The sequence below is a fragment of the Allostreptomyces psammosilenae genome (assembly GCF_013407765.1).
Lineage (GTDB): Bacteria > Actinomycetota > Actinomycetes > Streptomycetales > Streptomycetaceae > Allostreptomyces > Allostreptomyces psammosilenae.
This window is the reverse complement of the sequence record NZ_JACBZD010000001.1, coordinates 4120599-4137634: the sequence shown is the minus strand read 5'-3', so window position 1 is coordinate 4137634 and position 17036 is coordinate 4120599. Positions and strand designations below refer to the sequence as shown.

Annotated in this window: 21 protein-coding genes; 12 read left to right on the top strand and 9 right to left on the bottom strand. The window is 71.9% G+C overall.

Features of this window, described 5'->3' with window-relative positions; translation table 11 throughout:
- Positions 1-264 precede the first annotated feature (264 nt).
- The 3 genes from FHU37_RS17165 to FHU37_RS17155 all read right to left on the bottom strand — a co-directional run bounded on the left by FHU37_RS17165 (position 265) and on the right by FHU37_RS17155 (position 2815).
- Complete coding sequence (locus FHU37_RS17165) at positions 265-576, bottom strand: STAS domain-containing protein (RefSeq protein WP_179815043.1); 312 nt, start codon at positions 574-576, stop codon at positions 265-267.
- Between the two features lie 460 nt (positions 577-1036).
- Positions 1037-1903, bottom strand: a complete 867-nt coding sequence (locus tag FHU37_RS17160; RefSeq protein WP_179815042.1) for a 3-hydroxyacyl-CoA dehydrogenase family protein — start codon at positions 1901-1903, stop codon at positions 1037-1039.
- A gap of 240 nt (positions 1904-2143) precedes the next feature.
- The gene (locus FHU37_RS17155; RefSeq protein WP_179815041.1) at positions 2144-2815 is read right to left on the bottom strand and encodes a TetR/AcrR family transcriptional regulator; all 672 of its coding nucleotides are present in this window, start codon (positions 2813-2815) and stop codon (positions 2144-2146) included.
- A 72-nt stretch (positions 2816-2887) separates the two neighbouring features.
- Here FHU37_RS17155 and FHU37_RS17150 point away from each other — a divergent pair, with 72 nt between their 5' ends.
- Positions 2888-3718, top strand: a complete 831-nt coding sequence (locus FHU37_RS17150) for an ABC transporter ATP-binding protein (RefSeq protein WP_179815040.1) — start codon at positions 2888-2890, stop codon at positions 3716-3718.
- Between the two features lie 32 nt (positions 3719-3750).
- A complete protein-coding gene (locus FHU37_RS17145) occupies positions 3751-4506 on the top strand; it encodes an ABC transporter permease (protein ID WP_179815039.1) in 756 nt (251 codons plus the stop codon).
- A gap of 61 nt (positions 4507-4567) precedes the next feature.
- Here the strand turns inward: FHU37_RS17145 and FHU37_RS27515 are convergent, their stop codons facing one another.
- On the bottom strand, positions 4568-4708 hold the full coding sequence (locus FHU37_RS27515) for a hypothetical protein (protein ID WP_218904064.1): 141 nt from the start codon (positions 4706-4708) through the stop codon (positions 4568-4570).
- 12 nt (positions 4709-4720) lie between these two features.
- Between FHU37_RS27515 and FHU37_RS27510 the strand changes: the two genes are divergently transcribed.
- Entirely contained in the window at positions 4721-5056 is a 336-nt protein-coding gene (locus tag FHU37_RS27510; RefSeq protein ID WP_312892644.1) for an NUDIX hydrolase, read from the top strand.
- 12 nt (positions 5057-5068) lie between these two features.
- On the opposite strand, the gene map is transcribed toward FHU37_RS27510, so the two are convergent.
- A complete protein-coding gene (gene map / locus FHU37_RS17135) occupies positions 5069-5851 on the bottom strand; it encodes a type I methionyl aminopeptidase (protein WP_179815038.1) in 783 nt (260 codons plus the stop codon).
- A gap of 67 nt (positions 5852-5918) precedes the next feature.
- Here map and FHU37_RS17130 point away from each other — a divergent pair, with 67 nt between their 5' ends.
- Positions 5919-6221 (top strand): helix-turn-helix transcriptional regulator, encoded by a 303-nt coding sequence (locus FHU37_RS17130; protein ID WP_179815037.1) that lies wholly within the window; start codon positions 5919-5921, stop codon positions 6219-6221.
- Between the two features lie 124 nt (positions 6222-6345).
- Here FHU37_RS17130 and FHU37_RS17125 read toward each other — a convergent pair whose 3' ends face one another.
- A complete protein-coding gene (locus FHU37_RS17125) occupies positions 6346-6792 on the bottom strand; it encodes a winged helix-turn-helix transcriptional regulator (protein WP_179815036.1) in 447 nt (148 codons plus the stop codon).
- Positions 6793-6925: 133 nt separating this feature from the next.
- Here FHU37_RS17125 and FHU37_RS17120 point away from each other — a divergent pair, with 133 nt between their 5' ends.
- Positions 6926-7798 (top strand): aldo/keto reductase family oxidoreductase, encoded by an 873-nt coding sequence (locus FHU37_RS17120; protein WP_179815035.1) that lies wholly within the window; start codon positions 6926-6928, stop codon positions 7796-7798.
- 72 nt (positions 7799-7870) lie between these two features.
- On the opposite strand, the gene FHU37_RS17115 is transcribed toward FHU37_RS17120, so the two are convergent.
- Positions 7871-8596: a dienelactone hydrolase family protein gene (locus tag FHU37_RS17115; RefSeq protein WP_179815034.1), complete on the bottom strand. Its 726-nt coding sequence runs from the start codon at positions 8594-8596 to the stop codon at positions 7871-7873.
- Between the two features lie 232 nt (positions 8597-8828).
- On the opposite strand from FHU37_RS17115, the gene FHU37_RS17110 reads away from it, so the two are divergent.
- The 5 genes from FHU37_RS17110 (at position 8829) to FHU37_RS17090 (ending at position 12832) form a co-directional block, all read left to right on the top strand.
- The gene (locus FHU37_RS17110) at positions 8829-9710 is read left to right on the top strand and encodes a sigma-70 family RNA polymerase sigma factor (protein WP_179815033.1); all 882 of its coding nucleotides are present in this window, start codon (positions 8829-8831) and stop codon (positions 9708-9710) included.
- Between the two features lie 84 nt (positions 9711-9794).
- Entirely contained in the window at positions 9795-10265 is a 471-nt protein-coding gene (locus tag FHU37_RS17105; protein WP_179815032.1) for a carboxymuconolactone decarboxylase family protein, read from the top strand.
- A gap of 90 nt (positions 10266-10355) precedes the next feature.
- A complete protein-coding gene (locus tag FHU37_RS17100; RefSeq protein WP_179815031.1) occupies positions 10356-10742 on the top strand; it encodes a DoxX family protein in 387 nt (128 codons plus the stop codon).
- 394 nt (positions 10743-11136) lie between these two features.
- Positions 11137-11358 (top strand): beta/gamma crystallin domain-containing protein, encoded by a 222-nt coding sequence (locus FHU37_RS29370; protein ID WP_179815030.1) that lies wholly within the window; start codon positions 11137-11139, stop codon positions 11356-11358.
- Positions 11359-11935: 577 nt separating this feature from the next.
- Complete coding sequence (locus tag FHU37_RS17090; protein ID WP_179815029.1) at positions 11936-12832, top strand: arginase family protein; 897 nt, start codon at positions 11936-11938, stop codon at positions 12830-12832.
- Here FHU37_RS17090 and FHU37_RS17085 read toward each other — a convergent pair.
- Both FHU37_RS17085 and FHU37_RS17080 read right to left on the bottom strand, forming a co-directional pair.
- The gene (locus FHU37_RS17085) at positions 12804-13523 is read right to left on the bottom strand and encodes a response regulator (RefSeq protein ID WP_376774035.1); all 720 of its coding nucleotides are present in this window, start codon (positions 13521-13523) and stop codon (positions 12804-12806) included. The two genes, FHU37_RS17090 and FHU37_RS17085, sit on opposite strands and share 29 nt — an antisense overlap.
- Positions 13524-13576: 53 nt before the next feature.
- Entirely contained in the window at positions 13577-15040 is a 1464-nt protein-coding gene (locus FHU37_RS17080) for a sensor histidine kinase (protein WP_312892643.1), read from the bottom strand.
- A gap of 168 nt (positions 15041-15208) precedes the next feature.
- On the opposite strand from FHU37_RS17080, the gene FHU37_RS17075 reads away from it, so the two are divergent.
- Complete coding sequence (locus FHU37_RS17075; RefSeq protein ID WP_179815028.1) at positions 15209-16216, top strand: ABC transporter ATP-binding protein; 1008 nt, start codon at positions 15209-15211, stop codon at positions 16214-16216.
- Positions 16213-16977 carry a DUF2705 family protein gene (locus FHU37_RS17070; protein WP_179815027.1) on the top strand — a complete coding sequence of 255 codons (765 nt, stop codon included), beginning with the start codon at positions 16213-16215 and terminating at the stop codon, positions 16975-16977. The genes FHU37_RS17075 and FHU37_RS17070 overlap by 4 nt, the downstream gene beginning before the upstream one ends.
- The last annotated feature ends 59 nt before the right edge of the window (positions 16978-17036 follow it).

Here is a 17036-nt window from a genome sequence, read left to right as displayed (position 1 = left end):
GATGCGATGCCGGTGTGTTGTCGGTGACCGGACGATAATCGAACTGGTGGACCGACGGCGACGCCGGTGCGTGCATCGTCCGCAATACTCCGCATGACCCCACTACGTCCGCATTAGGCGGGGTCTCGGCGGCCCCCAGTCCGCCTCCGGTCCGCGGCGGGGCGCGGGTATTCCCGTTCGCGCCGCCTGCGCGTGGCAGGGAAAAGCGTACAGGAGAGCGAATTGACGTTTCGTCAGGAAAAGGGGCGGGCGCCCGGGGGAGGATCAGGCCACCGTCGGGTCCACGCCGTCGATGGCGAGGATGCGGTTGAGGCGGGTCGCGACCAGCAGGCGCTGCATCCGCGCCGGGACCGCCCGCAGCACCAGCCGCCGGTCCAGCCGCCCGGCGTGACGGTGCGCGCTCATGATGACGCCGAGCCCGGTGGAGTCCCACGGGCCCAGTTCGGCGAGGTCCAGCACCAGGTCGCCACTGCCGTTCTCCAGCGCCCGGTGCAGGATGCGCCGGGCGTCCGCCGCGGTGGTGACGTCGAGCGGGCCGGCGACCGCGAGGGCGTCGGACGTGCTCGTGATGTGCATACGCGTTCCCCTTCGAGTGCGGCCGAGGGGCAGGTGCCCGCGGTCGGTCGTCCCGGTGCCACGCGCTGACCCGCGGCCCGCTCACGCCGCGCCGGGGTACGGTGCGCCACTGCCACGGGGTATGCGGCGGTGGCGCGGGGACCGGCGGTCGCGCGAGCGGAGGACACGTGCCATCGCGAGCACGGCACACCGGATGGGACTCCGTACGGCCGTCTGGCGCGATGTTTCAATCAAGCGTGACGAGGCGATGCCGGATCAGTTGCCGACCGGACCGCCGTTCGCCGCCCTTTTCACTCGTATGAGTGATGAAGTGTAGGGGCGGCCGTACGCGCGGGTAGGCACCGACCCCGGAATGTTCCGCGAATCACTCCGGGGCCGAATCACCGCGGGGCCGTCGCGCCCGGGGCAGATCGCGCCGGGCGGCGGTCCAATCGGCGGCGATCGCTCGACGGTGGCCCGCTCAGCGGTGGTCGACCGGGTACTCGTGGAAACCGGAACCGCTCTTGCGGCCGAGGTCCCCCGCCGCCACCATCCGGTTCATGATCTCCGGGGCGGCGAACTTCGGGTCCCGGGTCTCCTCCCAGATGTTCTCGGTGGCGTTGCGCAGGATGTCGATGCCGGTCAGGTCGGCGGTGGCCAGCGGCCCCATGGCGTGGCCGAAGCCCAGCCGGCAGGCCGTGTCGATGTCCTCCGCGCTGGCCACCCCGGCCTCGTGCAGCTTGGCCGCCTCCATCACGAGTGCGCAGATCAGGCGGGTGGTCACGAAGCCGGCGACGTCCCGGTTGACCACCACGCAGGTCTTGCCGACCGCCTCGGCGAACTCGCGCGCGGTGGCCAGGGTGGCGTCGGAGGTGTGCCGTCCGCGCACCAGCTCGCACAGCGCCATCATCGGCACCGGCGAGAAGAAGTGGGTTCCGACCACGGACTCGGGGCGGGAGGTCGCGGCGGCGATCTTGGTGATCGGGATGGCGGAGGTGTTGGTGGCGAGCACGGCGTCCTCGCGGGCGAGGGCGTCCAGGCGGCGGAAGACCTCGGTCTTGACCTCCAGCCGCTCGAAGACGGCCTCCACCACGACGTCCGCCTCGGCCACCGCCGTCTCCAGGTCGACAACCGGAGTGATCCGCTCCAGAATCGGCCCGATCTCCTCCTCGGCCAGCTTCCCCTTGGCGGCGAACCGGCGCAGCGAGGACTCGATGTCGCCCCGGGCCCGCGCCAGCGACGCCTTGGTGAGGTCCTGGAGGCTGACCCGGTAGCCCGCCTGGGCGGCGACCTGGGCGATGCCCGAGCCCATCAGTCCGGCTCCGACGACGGCGAGGGTGCGCGACATCCCGATCCTTCCGACGGTGTGATCCACGGCGACCAAATCCGGCGGCCGGCGACGTCCGGTCGGCGTCCGGTCCACACCCGCTCGCTTCCCGGGTGAGCACGGATCAGCAGTCGGTGACGCCCGCCGACCCCATGGTGTCCCGAGGCGACCGCCCGGGGAAGCACCCGGGCCCGGCCACGCGCACGCGGCGGCGTCCCGGAGGCGGCGGCGCCCACCCCGTCCGGGGCAGCCCTCCCGGATTCAGCTCTCCCGAATCGCGTACTCCAGCGCCCGCTCCCCCAGCAGCCCCTCGATGACGTCGAGGCTGCGCAGCAGCCGTTCCGCCACGGCGTCCGGGTCGTTGCCGGCCATCAGCAGGTGGGCGGCGGTCCGGGAGATCACTTGGTGCACCCAGCCGAGCTGGCTGGCGACGAGGCCGGGGGTCGGGTCGTCCGGGCCGGCGCCCATCTCCTCGGTCAGCTCCACCCGCAGCTTCTCGCACGCCTTCACCCCGATGGCGTGGGCCTTCGCCGAGAGGGTGGGGTTCTCGGTGAGCATCCGCAGGAACTCGCGGAACTCGCTGCGCAGCCCGAGCGCCTCGTCCCGCGCCGCGACCTGCTCCCGCAGGGTGCGCAGCACCGCGCGCGCGGCCGACTCGCCGACGCGGCGTTCGCGGACCATCGCGGCGAGCCGGTCCACCACCTCCTCCTCGCGGTCGAAGAAGAGGTCCTCCTTCGAGGCGAAGTAGTTGTACACGGTGTTGACCGAGACGTCGGCGTGCCGGGCCACCTCCGCCATGGTCACCTCGCTGTAGCCGTGCCGCTGGAAGAGCCCCATGGCCACGTCCGCGATGTGCCGGCGGGTCTGCCGCTTCTTGCGCTCGCGCAGCCCCTCGGCGGGGCCGGCCGGCTGGTTCCACGTCGTCCCGGACATGCACACATCGTAACTTCGCTGGTGACGTAGCAAACTTGGAGTCATTGCAAGTTTGGTGTCATGATGCTTTCCATGCAGACGACAGCTGGGGCACACCCCCATCCGGGCGGGGCGGACGAGGTCGTCCACGTCACCGGCCTGACCAAGACCTTCGACACCAAGCGCGGGCCGGTCGAAGCCGTGCGCGGCATCGACCTGACCGTCCGGCGCGGCGAGATCCTCGGCTTCCTCGGCCCCAACGGCGCCGGCAAGACCACCACGCTGCGGATGCTCACCACGCTGCTGCCGCCGACCGGCGGACGGGCCGTGGTGGCCGGCCACGACCTGCGGCGCGAACCGGTCGCGGTGCGCCGCCGGATCGGCTACGTGGCCCAGGGCGGCGGCACCGACCCGACCACCACCGTGCGGGAGGAGCTGGTCACCCAGGCACGGCTGTACCGGCTGGGCCGGCGCGAGGCGGTGGAACGGGCCGAGTCGACGGCGGCCCAGCTGGACCTCACCGAGCTGATGGGCCGCCCCTGCGCGGCGCTCTCGGGCGGGCAGCGACGGCGGCTGGACATCGCCATGGGCCTGATCCACCGCCCCGACGTGCTCTTCCTCGACGAGCCCACCACCGGCCTCGACCCCGGCAGCCGCGCCGACCTGTGGGACCTGATCCGGCGCATCCGGGAGGAACACGGCACCACCGTCTTCCTCACCACCCACTACCTGGACGAGGCGGACGCGCTCTCCGACCGGCTGGTGGTGATCGACAAGGGGCGGGTGGTCGCCGAGGGCACGCCGGCCGAGCTCAAGACCCGCTACGCCGGATCGCCGGACGCCACCCTCCAGGACGCCTTCCTGGCGATCACCGGTCGCGGCGCCGCCCCCGCCAAGGACGACGCCGCCCCCCTCGCCATCTGACCGCCGCCCTCACCACTCCCCCGGGACGTCCCATGATTGAACTCCTCAGCGACACCGCCCTGCTCTTCGGCCGCTACTGGCGGCAGACCCTCGCCAGCCGGATCGGCATCGTCTTCGGCGTGCTCCAGCCGCTGCTGTACCTGGTGCTGTTCGGCCCGGTCCTGGCCAACGTGCGCCTCGGCACCGCCGGCGACTCCTGGCAGGTCCTGGTGCCGGGCCTGCTGGTGCAGCTCGGCCTGTTCTCGGCGGCGTTCGCCGGCTTCGGCATCCTGATCGAGAAGCAGCACGGCGTGGTCGAGCGGATGCGGGTGACGCCGGTCAGCCGGCTGGCGCTGGTGCTCGGCCGGGTGCTGCGCGACGTGGTGGTGCTGCTGATCCAGTCCGTGCTGATCGTGCTGGTGGCGGTGCCGTTCGGGCTGCGCGCGCCGCTGGGCGGCGTGCTGATCGGCTTCGCCTTCGTGGCGCTGCTGACCGTGTCGCTGGCGTCGCTCTCCTACGCGCTGGCGATGCGGGCCGCGAGCCCGCAGACCTTCGCGCCGGTGATCAACTCGGTGAACATGCCCGCGATGCTGCTCTCCGGCATCCTGCTGCCGATGGCGCTCGCGCCGATGTGGCTGGACGTCATGTCCCGGTTCGTGCCGTTCCGCTACATGGTCGACGCGGTGCGGGAGGTGTTCCTCGGCCACTACTGGAACGGCACGGTGGGTGTGGGGGCGGCGGTGGCCCTGGCCTTCTCGGCCGTGGCCCTGTGGATCGGCACCCGGCTGTTCAGCCGCGCCGCTTCCTGAGCCGCTGAAGCCGAAGCCGAGCGTGCCCCGCCGCCTGATGGACGGTGGGGCACGCTTGTTCTCAGGTGTCGGGGCGCTGCCGGGCGTCACCGGAGTAGCGCAGCGGCCAGCCCGCGCGGAGGGCGCGGGCGATCTCCTCGGCGTCGACGGGGAGGAGGCGGTGGATGGTGACCAGGGGCATGCCGAAGGGGTCGCGTTCCACGAGGACGAAGCGGTGGACGTCGCGGGTGGGGCCGTCGAACTCTCCGAGACCCCACAGGACGGCGTCCGCCGGGAGATCCTGGAGGAGACCGGCATCGAGGTGAACGTCGGCCCCCTCACCGGCGTCTACAAGAACCTCGCCCGAGGCATCGTCGCCCTCGTCTTCCGCTGCACCCCACTCGGCGGCACGGAACGCACCTCCGACGAATCCACCGCCGTCGCCTGGCTGAAGCCCGACGAGATCCCCTCCCTCATGTCCGAGGTCTACGCGATCCGCCTCCTCGACGCCCTCACCCCCGACATCCCACACGTCCGCAGCCACGACGGGCGTCACCTGTTCCCCAGGTGACGCCCGTCGAAATCACGGCCGCGCCTGCCTCGGCAGGGTGAGGATCTCGGCTCCGTCGTCGGTGATGGCAATGGTGTGCTCGCTGTGCGCCGTGCGGCAGCCCGTCGCGCTCCGGAGGGTCCAGCCGTCGGCGTCGGTGACGAGCTGGGCGGTGTCCGCCATGACCCACGGCTCCAGGGCTAGCAGCAGCCCGGGGCGCAGCTTGTACCCACGGCCGGGCCGTCCGGTGTTCGCCACGTGCGGGTCCTGGTGCATCGTCGATCCGATGCCGTGCCCTCCGAACTCGGTGTTGATCGAGTAGCCGGCCTCGCTGAGCACGGAGCCGATGGCGTACGAGATGTCACCGACGCGAGCCCCGGGGCCGGCGGCGGCTATCCCCGCCTGCAGCGCACGCTCCGTGGCGTCGATCAGCGCGACGCTCTCCGCGGGCTTCGAGTCGCCCACGATGAAGCTGATGGCGGAGTCCGCGGCGATTCCGTCCTTGGAGACGGCGAGGTCGAGCGTCAGCAGGTCGCCGTCGGCGAGCGTGTAGTCGTGGGGCCGCCCGTGGAGCACGGCGTCGTTGACCGCCGTGCAGATGTAGTGGCCGAACGGCCCGCGTCCGAAGGAGGGCGCGTAGTCGACGTAGCAGGACACCGCTCCGGCCTCGACGATCATCGCCTTGGTCCACCGGTCGATGTCCAGCAGGTTCGTGCCCACCGTGCTACGGCTCTTGATGGTCTGCAGGATGTCGGCGACCAGGGCGCCCGTCTCCCTCGCTCGGGCCAGGTCGTTGGGGTTCAGGATCTCGATCACGCGGGCGCCCTTCTCACACTTCCAATAACTATACCGGCCATACTATACCGGTACTATAATTGGGGGCATGGTCAGGTTGCCGCTCACTCCCGCAGACGTCGAGCGCGGGCAGCGCCTCGGCGCCCTCCTCCGTCGGGCCAGGGGAGAGCGCTCGATGCTCGATACCGCGCTGGCGGCAGGCGTCTCGCCGGAGACCCTGCGGAAGATCGAGTCGGGTCGCGTGGCCACCCCCGCCTTCCCGACCATCGCGGCGATCGCCGACGTCCTCGGCCTCTCCCTCGATGACGTGTGGGCCGAGATCAACCGGCCTGACGGCGAGGCCGAACCCGCCACCGCCGGCGCGAACGCCCGCGAGCGGCTGGCCTCGTAAGCCTCCTCGGCCCGCCGCCGCGTAGCACCCGCCCACGGCCGCGCGGCACCGTGCCCACGGCCAAGAGCCGTGCGCACGGTGCTCAACCCCGACAAGCTGGCGCGGCTCGGCGGACCGTGAGCCGTCAGGAGGTGCGGGAGCCGTGGTTCTCGCGGTGGGCGAGGACCTCGGCCATGTGCGTCTGCGCCCAGTCCCTGAGTCCGCGCGTCATGTGGTGGAGCGAGAGGCCGAGGTCGGTCAGCTCGTAGGAGACGGTGACGGGGACGGTCGGCGTCACGGTACGGGTGAGCAGACCATCCTGCTCCAGCGACCGCAGCGTCTGGGTCAGCATCTTCTGGCTGACCCCGGCCAGCAGACGGTGGAGCTCGGAGTAACGCATCGCCTTCGGACCGTCGGCGTGTGCCTCGCCCGGCTGGCCGGTGCGGCTGTCCCCGCCCAGCGCACACAGGATCAGGACGACCCACTTGTCCGAGATCCGGTCGAGCAACTGCCGGCTGGGGCACGCCGCCAGGAACGCGTTGTACTCCACCTTGGCCTGAGCCCTCTGCTGGGCCGCCTTCGTCGTCGTCACTGATCGCGCCTCTCACCAATGGGTGGGTTACGCACTCAAAAGTGCCTACTTCCCGTGAGGAAGTTGCTCTTCAATGCTGATGCAGGGAGGCCGCAGGCGCCACCACCCCGAGTGCACGACGAAAGGCGACACGATGAGCACACCCTCCCTCTCTCTTCCCGGCGGCACCTGGACCCTTGGTGACCTGACCGTCACCCGGTTCGGCTACGGCGCCATGCAACTGGCCGGTCCGTGGGTCATGGGGCCGCCCGCCGATCGCGAGGGTGCCCTGGCCGTTCTGCGTGAAGCGGTCGACCTCGGTATCACCCACATCGACACCAGCGACGCCTACGGGCCGCGCGTCACCAACGAGTTGATCCGCGAGGCACTGCACCCCTATCCCCAGTCGCTGCACATCGTGACCAAGGTGGGCGCGACCCGCGACGAAAAGGGTGGCTGGCCTCCGGCCCGGCGACCCGAGGACCTGCGCCGCCAGGTCCACGACAACCTCAGGTCCCTCCAGCTCGACGTACTGGACCTGGTCAACCTCCGGCTCGGCGACGCCGAAGGCCCCCAGCCCGGCTCGCTCGCCGAGGCGTTCGGGACGCTCGTCGAACTCCAGCAGCAGGGCCTGATCCGCCACCTCGGGGTCAGCAACGCCACCGAGGAGCAGGTCACCGAGGCACAGAGCATCGCGCCGATCGTGTGCGTGCAGAACATGTACAACCTCGCCCACCGCCACGACGACAAGCTCATCGACCGACTCGCCGCCGACGGCGTCGCGTACGTGCCCTTCTTCCCCCTCGGGGGCTTCACCCCGCTCCAGTCCTCGGCGCTCTCGGCGGTCGCCGCTCGACTGGAGGCGGCACCGATGTCCGTCGCACTGGCCTGGCTGCTCCAGCGATCACCGAACATCCTGCTCATCCCCGGCACGTCCTCGACGGCACACCTGCGCGAGAACATCAGCGGCGCGGGACTCACCCTCTCCCATGAGGACGTGACCGAGCTGGACGCCATCGGCCGCTGAACGCCCCCAGGCCCCTTCGAGTCCATCTGCACGGCGGCGTCCGGCACGCACGCTCGCGGGTTGCCGACCAGATCACTCGGTTATGGGCAGGCACTCGGCGAGCAGGTCGACGACGTCCCGCCAAGCTCGCTGCGCGTGCCGAGGGTGAAAACCGACCCCGGGAAGCACGGTGTGGTCGACCGGTGGGTGATGGAAGGCGTGCAAGGCGCCGCCGTAGACCACCAGGCGCCAGTCGACGCCCGCAGACTGCATCTCGGCGGTGAACGCGTCCCGTCGCTCGGGCGGCATGATCGGGTCTTCCGACCCGACCCCGGCCCACACCGGGCAGTGAATGCGCGCCGCCTCGCCTGGTCGACCCGTGGTCAGTCCGTTGACCGTCGCGATCGCGCGCAGCTCGACGCCGCCGCGCCCGAGTTCCAGCGCGATCGCGCCCCCGGTGCCGTAGCCGATGGCGGCGATCCGGTCCGGGTCGGTCCGCGGCTCGGCGCGGAGCACGTCGAGCGCCGCGTGGCCGATGCCTCGCATCCGGTCGGGGTCGGCGAGCAGCGGCATGCAACGGGCCAACATCTCCTCGGGGTCGCCCAAATAGCGCCCGCCGTGGAGGTCGAAGGCCAGGGCCACGTATCCCAGCTCGGCGAGCGCGTCGGCACGGCGGCGCTCGACGTCGCTGAGCCCCACCCCCTCGGGCCCGACCAGGACCGCGGGCCGGCGGTCGACACCGGCCGGGAGCGCGAGGTGCCCGATCATCGTCAGGCCGTCGGCCGCGTATTCGATCGTGCGCGTTGTGACTCTCGTCATGAGCCTGGACTGTAGTGATCACCGAGCCCGGTCGGGCCGGTGTTCTGCCGCTGGCAGAAGGCAGAACACCGGCCCGTTCCGGAACCACCCCGTCAGCGGTTCCGACGCTCCCTGTCCTGACTCCGGGTGGTTCCGCCCTGCCTCTGTCGCGCCCGATGCGCGCCGCCCGGTTACCTCGGCACCTCCGGCCCCGTCATGTCTATGACGGAGTCCGCCCAAGGAAGGTAACGACATGACCGGATCGGGTCCGCACGAAGCGCTGGCGGCAGTCTTCGAACAGCAACGCGGGCGCCTGGTGGCGGTCGCCTACCGGATGCTCGGGTCGCGGGTGGACGCCGAGGACGCGGTGCAGGAGGCGTGGATCCGGCTGGCGCGGCAGGACGCGGCCGCGATCGACAACCTGGCCGGCTGGCTGACCACCGTGGTCGGCCGGGTCTGCATCGACGTGCTGCGCTCGCGCAGGACCCGGGCCGAGCTGTCGTACGAGGACCGGCTGCCCGAGCTGGTGGTCACCGTGGACGGCGGGACGGCCCCCGAGGACGACGCGGTGCTCGCCGAATCCGTCGGGCTGGCACTGCTGGTGGTGCTCGACACCCTCACGCCCACCGAGCGTCTGGCGTTCGTACTGCATGACATGTTCGCGGTGCCCTTCGCCGAGATCGGCGAGATCATCGGCCGGTCCACCGACGCGACCAAGATGCTCACCAGCCGGGCCCGCCGGAAGGTGCAGGGCACACCGCAGCCAGAGGAGGAACCGCGGCGGCAGCGCGCAGTGGTCGACGCGTTTCTCGCCGCGGCGCGGAACGGGGACTTCGAAGGGCTCGTACAGCTACTCGACCCGAAGGTGACCTGGCGCACGCACCACCCGCAGGGCGTGACGACCACGGTCGGGGCGGCCGAGGTGGCCGGTCCGATCCTGCGCGGCATCCGGTGGATGACCGCGGTGCTCCCGGTCCTGGTCAACGGCGAGCCCGGATTCGTGGCCTGGGGCGCGAAGGGCAAGGTGCTCGGCCTGGTGGCGTGCACCGTGGTCGACGGCCGGATCGTCGAGCTCCTGACCGTCAGCGACCGCAAGCGCCTCGACACCATGGATCTGCCCGAGCGACCCGAGTAGCGACGTCGAGCGCACGGGGTTGTTACGTCCTGGCGGGGCTCTTCGTCGTAGTGGTGCAAGCAACCGAAGACGAAGGAGATCGCGATGGAACCCCGGATCAACCCCATGCGCAACGACGTCGGGTCGAAGTGGGCCAAGCACATCGTCTCGTCGAACAAGGTCATCACCGACTCGGCGCTGCCGAAGGCGGTGCAGGAGCTGGTGAAGATCCGTGCCAGCCAGATCAACGGCTGCGGCGGCTGCCTCGACATGCACACCAAGGACGCCGCGGCCGCTGGCGAGAGCACGGTGCGCATCAACTTGGTCGGGGCATGGCGGGAGACGACCGTCTACACCGAGGCGGAGCGGGCGGCGCTGGAACTCACCGAGCAGGGCACCCGCCTCGCCGACTCCAGCGGCGTCACCGACGAGGCGTGGGCGAACGCGGCGAAGCACTTCGACGAGGACCAGCTGATGGCCCTGGTGGCCCTGATCTGCGTGATCAACGCCTTCAACCGGCTGAACGTGATCACCCGGACGCCCGGCGGCGAGTACCAGCCCGGTCAGTTCGGCTGACGCGGACGTTCCCTCTCAGGCTCGCGGGCGGACCCGGGACGCCCCCGGATCCGTTCGCCACCCCCCGACACTGGGCCAAGGACAGGACTCATGAACATCGCACTATGGATCACCACCAGCCTGCTCACCGCCGTCTACCTGTTCTCCGGCTTCGGGAAGCTGCTCGTCCCACGGGAGAAGATGGCCGGGATGTCCGACGCCGCGCGCTGGGTCCTCGACTTCAAACCCGGCACCCTCAAGGCCATCGGAGCACTCGAGATCCTCGGTGCCGTGGGCCTGACCCTGCCCGCCGTGCTCGGCATCGCGCCGGTCCTGGTACCGCTGGCGGCCAGCGGCCTGGCGATGATCATGACCGGCGCCATGATCATGCGGATCCGCCGTGGCGAGACCGGAGCCGCACTGGGTGACGGTGGCTACCTCGCCCTGACCGCCTTCGTGGCGATAGGCCGCTTCGCACTGGAACCCTTCACCGGCTGACCCTCTCCTCGCCGTTACGGGCGGAACGCTACTCGTCGGCGTCTTCGTGTCACGCCTGCCCAGGCCCGCGTCCACCCGCTTCCGGGGTCTGTTCTGGCAGGGGACCTGTCCCCCACGGGAGCTACGCCCAAGTTAGCTCGGTGTGGTGACGACTGCACCCCGCTGCGTCCGTAGCGTTCCGCCTGGCCATAGCGCTCGCACCAGGCCGTTGGTGAGTCGATCCGACCAGTTCACATCGTGGAGAACAACCATGAAACAGACAGTCATGAGGGCTTTCGTTGCAGCGGTGGCTGCTGCCGGCTTGACGTTCGCGGCTCCGGCAACCTCCGCCTCAGCGGCCAACGTCACTTCTTGCGGAAGTCCTATCCTCCCCCCGCGAGAGGACCTCGCATGGGTGGAGACGAGCACAGGTAATCGAATGTGCTTCGCCAACGCCGGCAGCTTGCCGATATCCTTCAACGACGTCATGCACTTCCACTCGGGCAACAACGTGGTCAAGTTCAGCTACATCGTCGCGGAGAATGGCTGCTACTGCGAGGTCACCTTGCAAAAATGGGAGAATCGCAGCCTTACGTGGGGATGGCACGCCCACGTGTACAACGTGCTCATCTACTGACGTCGTTGAAGTGGCGCTGCGTTGCATCGGCACGATGTCGTATCAACGAGGACGTCGTCGCCCCAGCGCCCATGGCGACCCCGAGATCGTCCTACAGCGCGTTCGTCATCTCCCCCGCGTCAGCGGGGGACACCGTAGTTGGCACCCCTGCATCACGGCGGTTGACGAGCTCGGCCACCTCCCCCAGCGGCACGGGCGCCTCATGCGTCACGCTGCCACCGCTGTCACCCTATCGATGGCCGCTCTGAAAAACGCTCAGGGGTAGTACGGCGCGGGCACACAGCGCAAGAGGCAACTTCCCGCTGTGGACAACCACGAACCCCCTGGTCAACAGGGGTAGTACGGCGCGGGCACACAGCGCAAGAGGGAACTTCCGGCTGTGGATAACTGCGAACCCCCCTGGTCAACAGGGGTAAGACAGCACAGGCAGACAGCGCAAGAGGGAATCTCCCGCTGTGGGCAACTGCGAGCCTGTGCAGATCACCCGGCCTCGCGTCCACCCGCTCGACCTCGTGGAGCAGCCTCACGCGGGAAAACCAGGCCAGCCTCGGCGACGTCGTGAGTAGCATCGCGGCGCATGAACCACACCTACATCGTCATTCCCCAGTGGCAGGGCTCCAGTTCGCCGCGAGCACTCGGCCTCATCGCCGGCGCGGAGGCCGTCCGCGCGGAGCTCCTGCCGGCCTCGGCGGACGTCCGGCTCGTCCCGGTTCCGACCGCCGAGACGGCGACGGAGGACCCATCCGGCCACGGCTCCGTTCGGCGCCTGGACGCGCTCGCCCGAGTGCGAGCCGACGCCACCGCGCTGCTCGCCGACGTGAACGGCGTGACCATCACCGTCGGCGGTGACTGCGCCGCCGATCAGCCCTCCGTCGAACGGGCGCTGCGCCGCAACAGCAGCGGCGACGGCAACGGCAGCAGCGACGGCAACGGCATGGCGCTGGTCTGGCTGGACGCGCACGGCGACATCAACACCCCGGCCAGCTCCCCCTCCGGCGCCTACCACGGCATGGTGGTGCGCGGCCTGCTCGGCGACGGCCCGGCGGAGCTGGCGGCGCCGCCCGACGCCCGGCTGACGCCGGACCGGCTGGTGCTGGCCGGCACCCGCTCCCTCGACGCGGGCGAGAGAACCTTCATCGAGGCCACCGGGATCCGGATGCTGCCGGTGGCCGAGCTGACGCCGGACGCCCTGGTCGCGGCGGTACGGGCGACCGGCGCACGCTCGGTCTACGTCCACATCGATCTCGACGTCCTCGACCCCGCGCACATCGCCGGCATCGGCTTCCCAGAGCCCGGCGGACTCAGCCCGGACCGGCTGGTCGAACTGGTCGGCGCCGTGCGGGAGGCGTTCGACTTCGCCGGCGGGGCAGTCACCGAGTTCTGCCCCGACTCCCCGGCCGGTACCACCGCCACGGCCCGCGACCTCGACACCGTCAGGCGGATCCTCACCGCCCTGGCCGGTGCGCAGCCGTGACGAGGCCCGACTCGTAGGCGGCGATCACCAGTTGGGTGCGGTCCCGGGCCTGGAGCTTGGTGAGCAGGTGCCCCACATGGGTCTTCACCGTGGCCGGGCTGAGGTGCAGGTGCTCGGCGATCTCCGTGTTGGACAGGCCGCGGGCGATGAGCGTCAGCACCTCCCGCTCCCGCTCGGTGGTCCCGTCCAGCTCCCGGCCGAGCGGCCGGCCCGGCTCGGGCAGCCGGGCGAACTCCGCGATCAGACGCCGGGTCACCGTCGGGGCCAGCAGCGCCTCGCCGGAGGCCACCACGCCGATGGCGGCGAGCAGGTCCGCCGGCGGGGTGTCCTTCAGCAGGAAGCCGCTGGCGCCGGCGCGCAGCGCCGCGTACACGTAGGCGTCGAGGTCGAAGGTGGTGAGGATGAGCACGGAGACGGCGGCCGTCTCGGGGGCGGAACGGATCCGCCGGGTGGCCTCGATGCCGTCCATCTCGGGCATGCGCACGTCCATCAGCACCACGTCCGGGCGCTCCCGGCGGGCCAGCTCCACGGCCTGCGCCCCGGTGCCCGCCTCGCCGACCACCACCAGGCCGGGCGAGGTCTCCAGCAGCACGCGGAAGCTGCCCCGCAGCAGCGCCTGGTCGTCCGCGACCAGCACGCGGATCGGCCCGCTGCCGCGCTCACGGACCGGTTCGTGGAACGGTGCGTGCACCGGCTCGTGCACCGGCTCGCGGACCGGCTCGCGGGTCGCGGTGGTGGGGTCGTTCACCCGTCATCTCCCCCGGCGGTCGTCACACTAACGGCGGCGTTCGTGCCGGCCTCCGTGCCGGCCTTCGGGGCCGCGTAGGGCAGGTGGGCACGGACCCGGAAGCCGCCCCGGGGGCCCGGCCCGGCGCTGAAGTCGCCGCCGTACATCATCACCCGCTCCCGCATGCCGATCAGCCCGTGGCCCGGTTCCTGCTCGTGCCCCGCGGCGGCCGGCAGCAGGCGCGTGCCCGGCCCGTCGTCGGTGACCTCGATCCGCACCCCGCTCCCGTCCCCGCGGACGACGACCCGGCAGCTCGCCGGGGCGGCGTGCCGGACGACGTTGGTCACGGCCTCCTGCACGATCCGGTAGACCGCCAGCTCCAGGCCCTCCGGCAGCCCGTCCGCCCCGGAGACCTCCAGCCCGACCCGCACCCCGACCATGGCGGCCCGCTCGGCGAGCGCGGGCAGGCCGGCCAGGCCGGGCGAGGGGGCGAGGTCCGCCGGCTCCGGCCCGTCCGGTGCGCCCCGGGCCGGATCGGAGGTGTCGGGGGCGCCGCCCGCGACGCCCCCACCGGTGCCACCGGCCCCACCGGCACCGCCGGTGGCCCGCAGCACCCCGAGCATGGCGCGCATCTCGGTGAGCGCCTGCCGGCTGGTCGTCTCGATGACGCGCAGCGCGTCGCGGGCCTCCTCCGGGCGGGCCGCGAACACGTGGTTGCCGATGGCGGCCTTGACCGTGATCACGCTCATGCTGTGCGCCACCACGTCGTGCAGCTCCCGGGCGATGCGCAGTCGTTCCTCCGCCACCGCGCGGCTGGCCAGTTGCTCGGCCGAACGCGCCGCGTGCGCCCGGCGCTCCCGCACGGCGGAGCCGACCGTCCAGGCGGCGGCCAGCGCCACCACCCCGACCACCAGCTGGGCAACGGTGTAGGCCGCCCAGCCGAAGGGGGTGGCCGGCCCGGCGACGGCCATCCCGACCAGACCGGCCGCCGCGAAGCCGCCGACCACCCGGGTGGGCACCCGGGGCCGGTCGCCCCGGGGCGCGACCGCCACCGGGTAGAGCGCGAAGGCCGCCGCCACGAAGGAGTCCCGCACCACGCCGAGGTACACCGACAGCAGGGAGGCCGCCAGCACCACGGCGAACACCGAGCGCGGCCACAGCCGGCGCGCGGCCAGCGGGGCCGCCATCGCGGCCATCACCGCGAACTCGCCCCAGGCCGCCAGCTCGACGGGCGGCGAACCGGCCACCAGCGGCGGCGTCTGCCGGATCGGCAGCAGGGAGAAGACGGCGAGGTACCCGGCCGCCGCCAGGCCGTCGAGCGCGACCAGGCGACGCCGGCTCAGCCGCTCACCACCGGGCACGCAGGCGCCCACGCCGGCACCGGAGCCGCCGGCACCGACGGCGGCACGGGCGACGGCACCGGCGCCGCCAGCGGCGGCGTCGGTCCTGTCGTCGGCGGCTCCGGGCCTTCTCACGTCCACCCGCCGACGGTATCCGCACGGGCCGCCGGGGCGCGTCCCCCCACGGGAGGTCATCCCCCGGGCGGATCCCCGGGCGCTCCGGCGGCGTTCGGGCGCCCATGGGAGGAGCGGCGGGTCCCGTCCACGGTCCGATGCGCGGGACGGGGTCGCCGCGGGAGCGTTGTGGGCGTGATCGAAGTGGAGCAACTGACCAAACGCTACGCGGGCACCGTCGCGGTGGACCGCCTCTCCTTCCAGGTGCGCCCAGGACACGTCACCGGCTTCCTGGGGCCCAACGGCTCGGGCAAGTCCACCACCATGCGGATGATCCTCGGCCTGGACGCGCCGACCTCCGGGCGGGCGCTGGTGAACGGCCGCCCCTACCCGTCCCTGACCCGCCCGATGCACCAGGTGGGCGCGCTGCTGGACGCCGGTGCCGCGCACGGTGGGCGCAGCGCGCTGGACCATCTGCACTGCCTGGCGCGGTCCAACGGCATCGGCCTGGCGCGGGTGGCGTCGGTGCTGGAGCAGGTGGGGCTGGCCGGAGTCGCCCGCCGTCAGGTCGGCGAGTTCTCGCTGGGCATGCGGCAGCGGCTCGGCATCGCGGCGGCGCTGCTCGGCGACCCGGGCGTGCTGCTGTTCGACGAGCCGATCAACGGGCTGGACCCGGAGGGCATCCGCTGGATCCGGGAACTGCTGCGGGCGCTGGCGGCGCAGGGGCGCACCGTGCTGGTCTCCAGCCACCTGATGAGCGAGATGGCGCTGACCGCGGACCGGTTGGTGATCGTGGGCCGGGGCCGGCTGATCGCGGACACGTCCGTGGCGGAGCTGGCGGACCGCTTCCGTACCGGCGTGCTGGTGCGCTCGCCGCGCGCGGAGCGGCTGGCCGGCCTGCTGCGGGCGGCCGGGGCGACGGTGGTGCCCGAGCCGGGGCGGCCGGCCGGGGGCGACGCGCTGTCCGTCACCGGGCTGGACGCGCCGCGAATAGGTGAGCTGGCGGCGCGGGAGGGCGTCGCACTGCACGAACTGACACCGCGCAGCGCCTCGCTGGAGGAGGCGTACCTGCGGTTGACCGCGGACAGCGTGCAGTACCGGGCCGACCTTCTGGAGCACCCCGCGCCGCCTCCCGCCGCCACCGCCGCCCCCACCGCTCCCTCTGCCGTTCCCGCTCCCGCTCCGGGAAGGGGCGTCCGGTGACCGATGTCCTCGCCTCGGAGTGGTTGAAGATCCGCTCCCTGCAGTCCTCCCAGGCCATCCTGGGCGTCGTCATCGCCTCGGTGCTGATGATGCCCGCGCTGACCTGGTACAACGTCTCGGTCTGGGACGGCCTCCCGCCGGAGCGGCAGGCGCAGTTCGACGGCTCCTCGCCGGTGGAGGCGCTGGCGATGCTGCTGCAGATCACCGTGGCGGTGTTCGGGGTGCTGACGGTGACCTCCGAGTACGGCAGCGGGATGATCCGCACCTCCGTGGTGGCCGTGCCGCGCCGGCGGACGCTGCTCGGGGCGAAGGCCGTGGTGGTGGCGGTGAGCACGACGGTCGCGGGGCAGCTCAGCGTGTTCGTCGTGTACTTCGTCTGCCGCTGGATCGTCGGGGACCGCCCGCACGAGTGGGCGGAGCGGCCGGTGGCGGAGGCCCTCCCCCACCTGCTCGCCTCCGGGCTGATGTTGACGGTGGTCGGCCTGGTGGCTCTGGGGCTGGGCACACTGCTGCGGTCCACGGCCGGTGGGGTGGGCGCGGTGGTGGCGTTGCTGGTGGTGGTGCCGGGGCTGGCGAACGTGTTCTCCGAGCCGTGGAACGAGCGGGTGGCCTCGGTGATGCTGTCGCGCCTGGCCGGGCAGCTCGCCGGGGAGGAGGGCGCGGGGGTGCTGTCGCCGCTGGGGGCGCTGGCCGTGCTGCTCGGTTATCTGCTGCTCGTGCTCGGCGGCGCGCTGCACCGCTTCGCCCGGCGTGATGTCTGACGCTCGTGGGGATGTCGGCCCTGTCGGTCACCGTCCGGCACGGCGGCCGCCACCCGCGT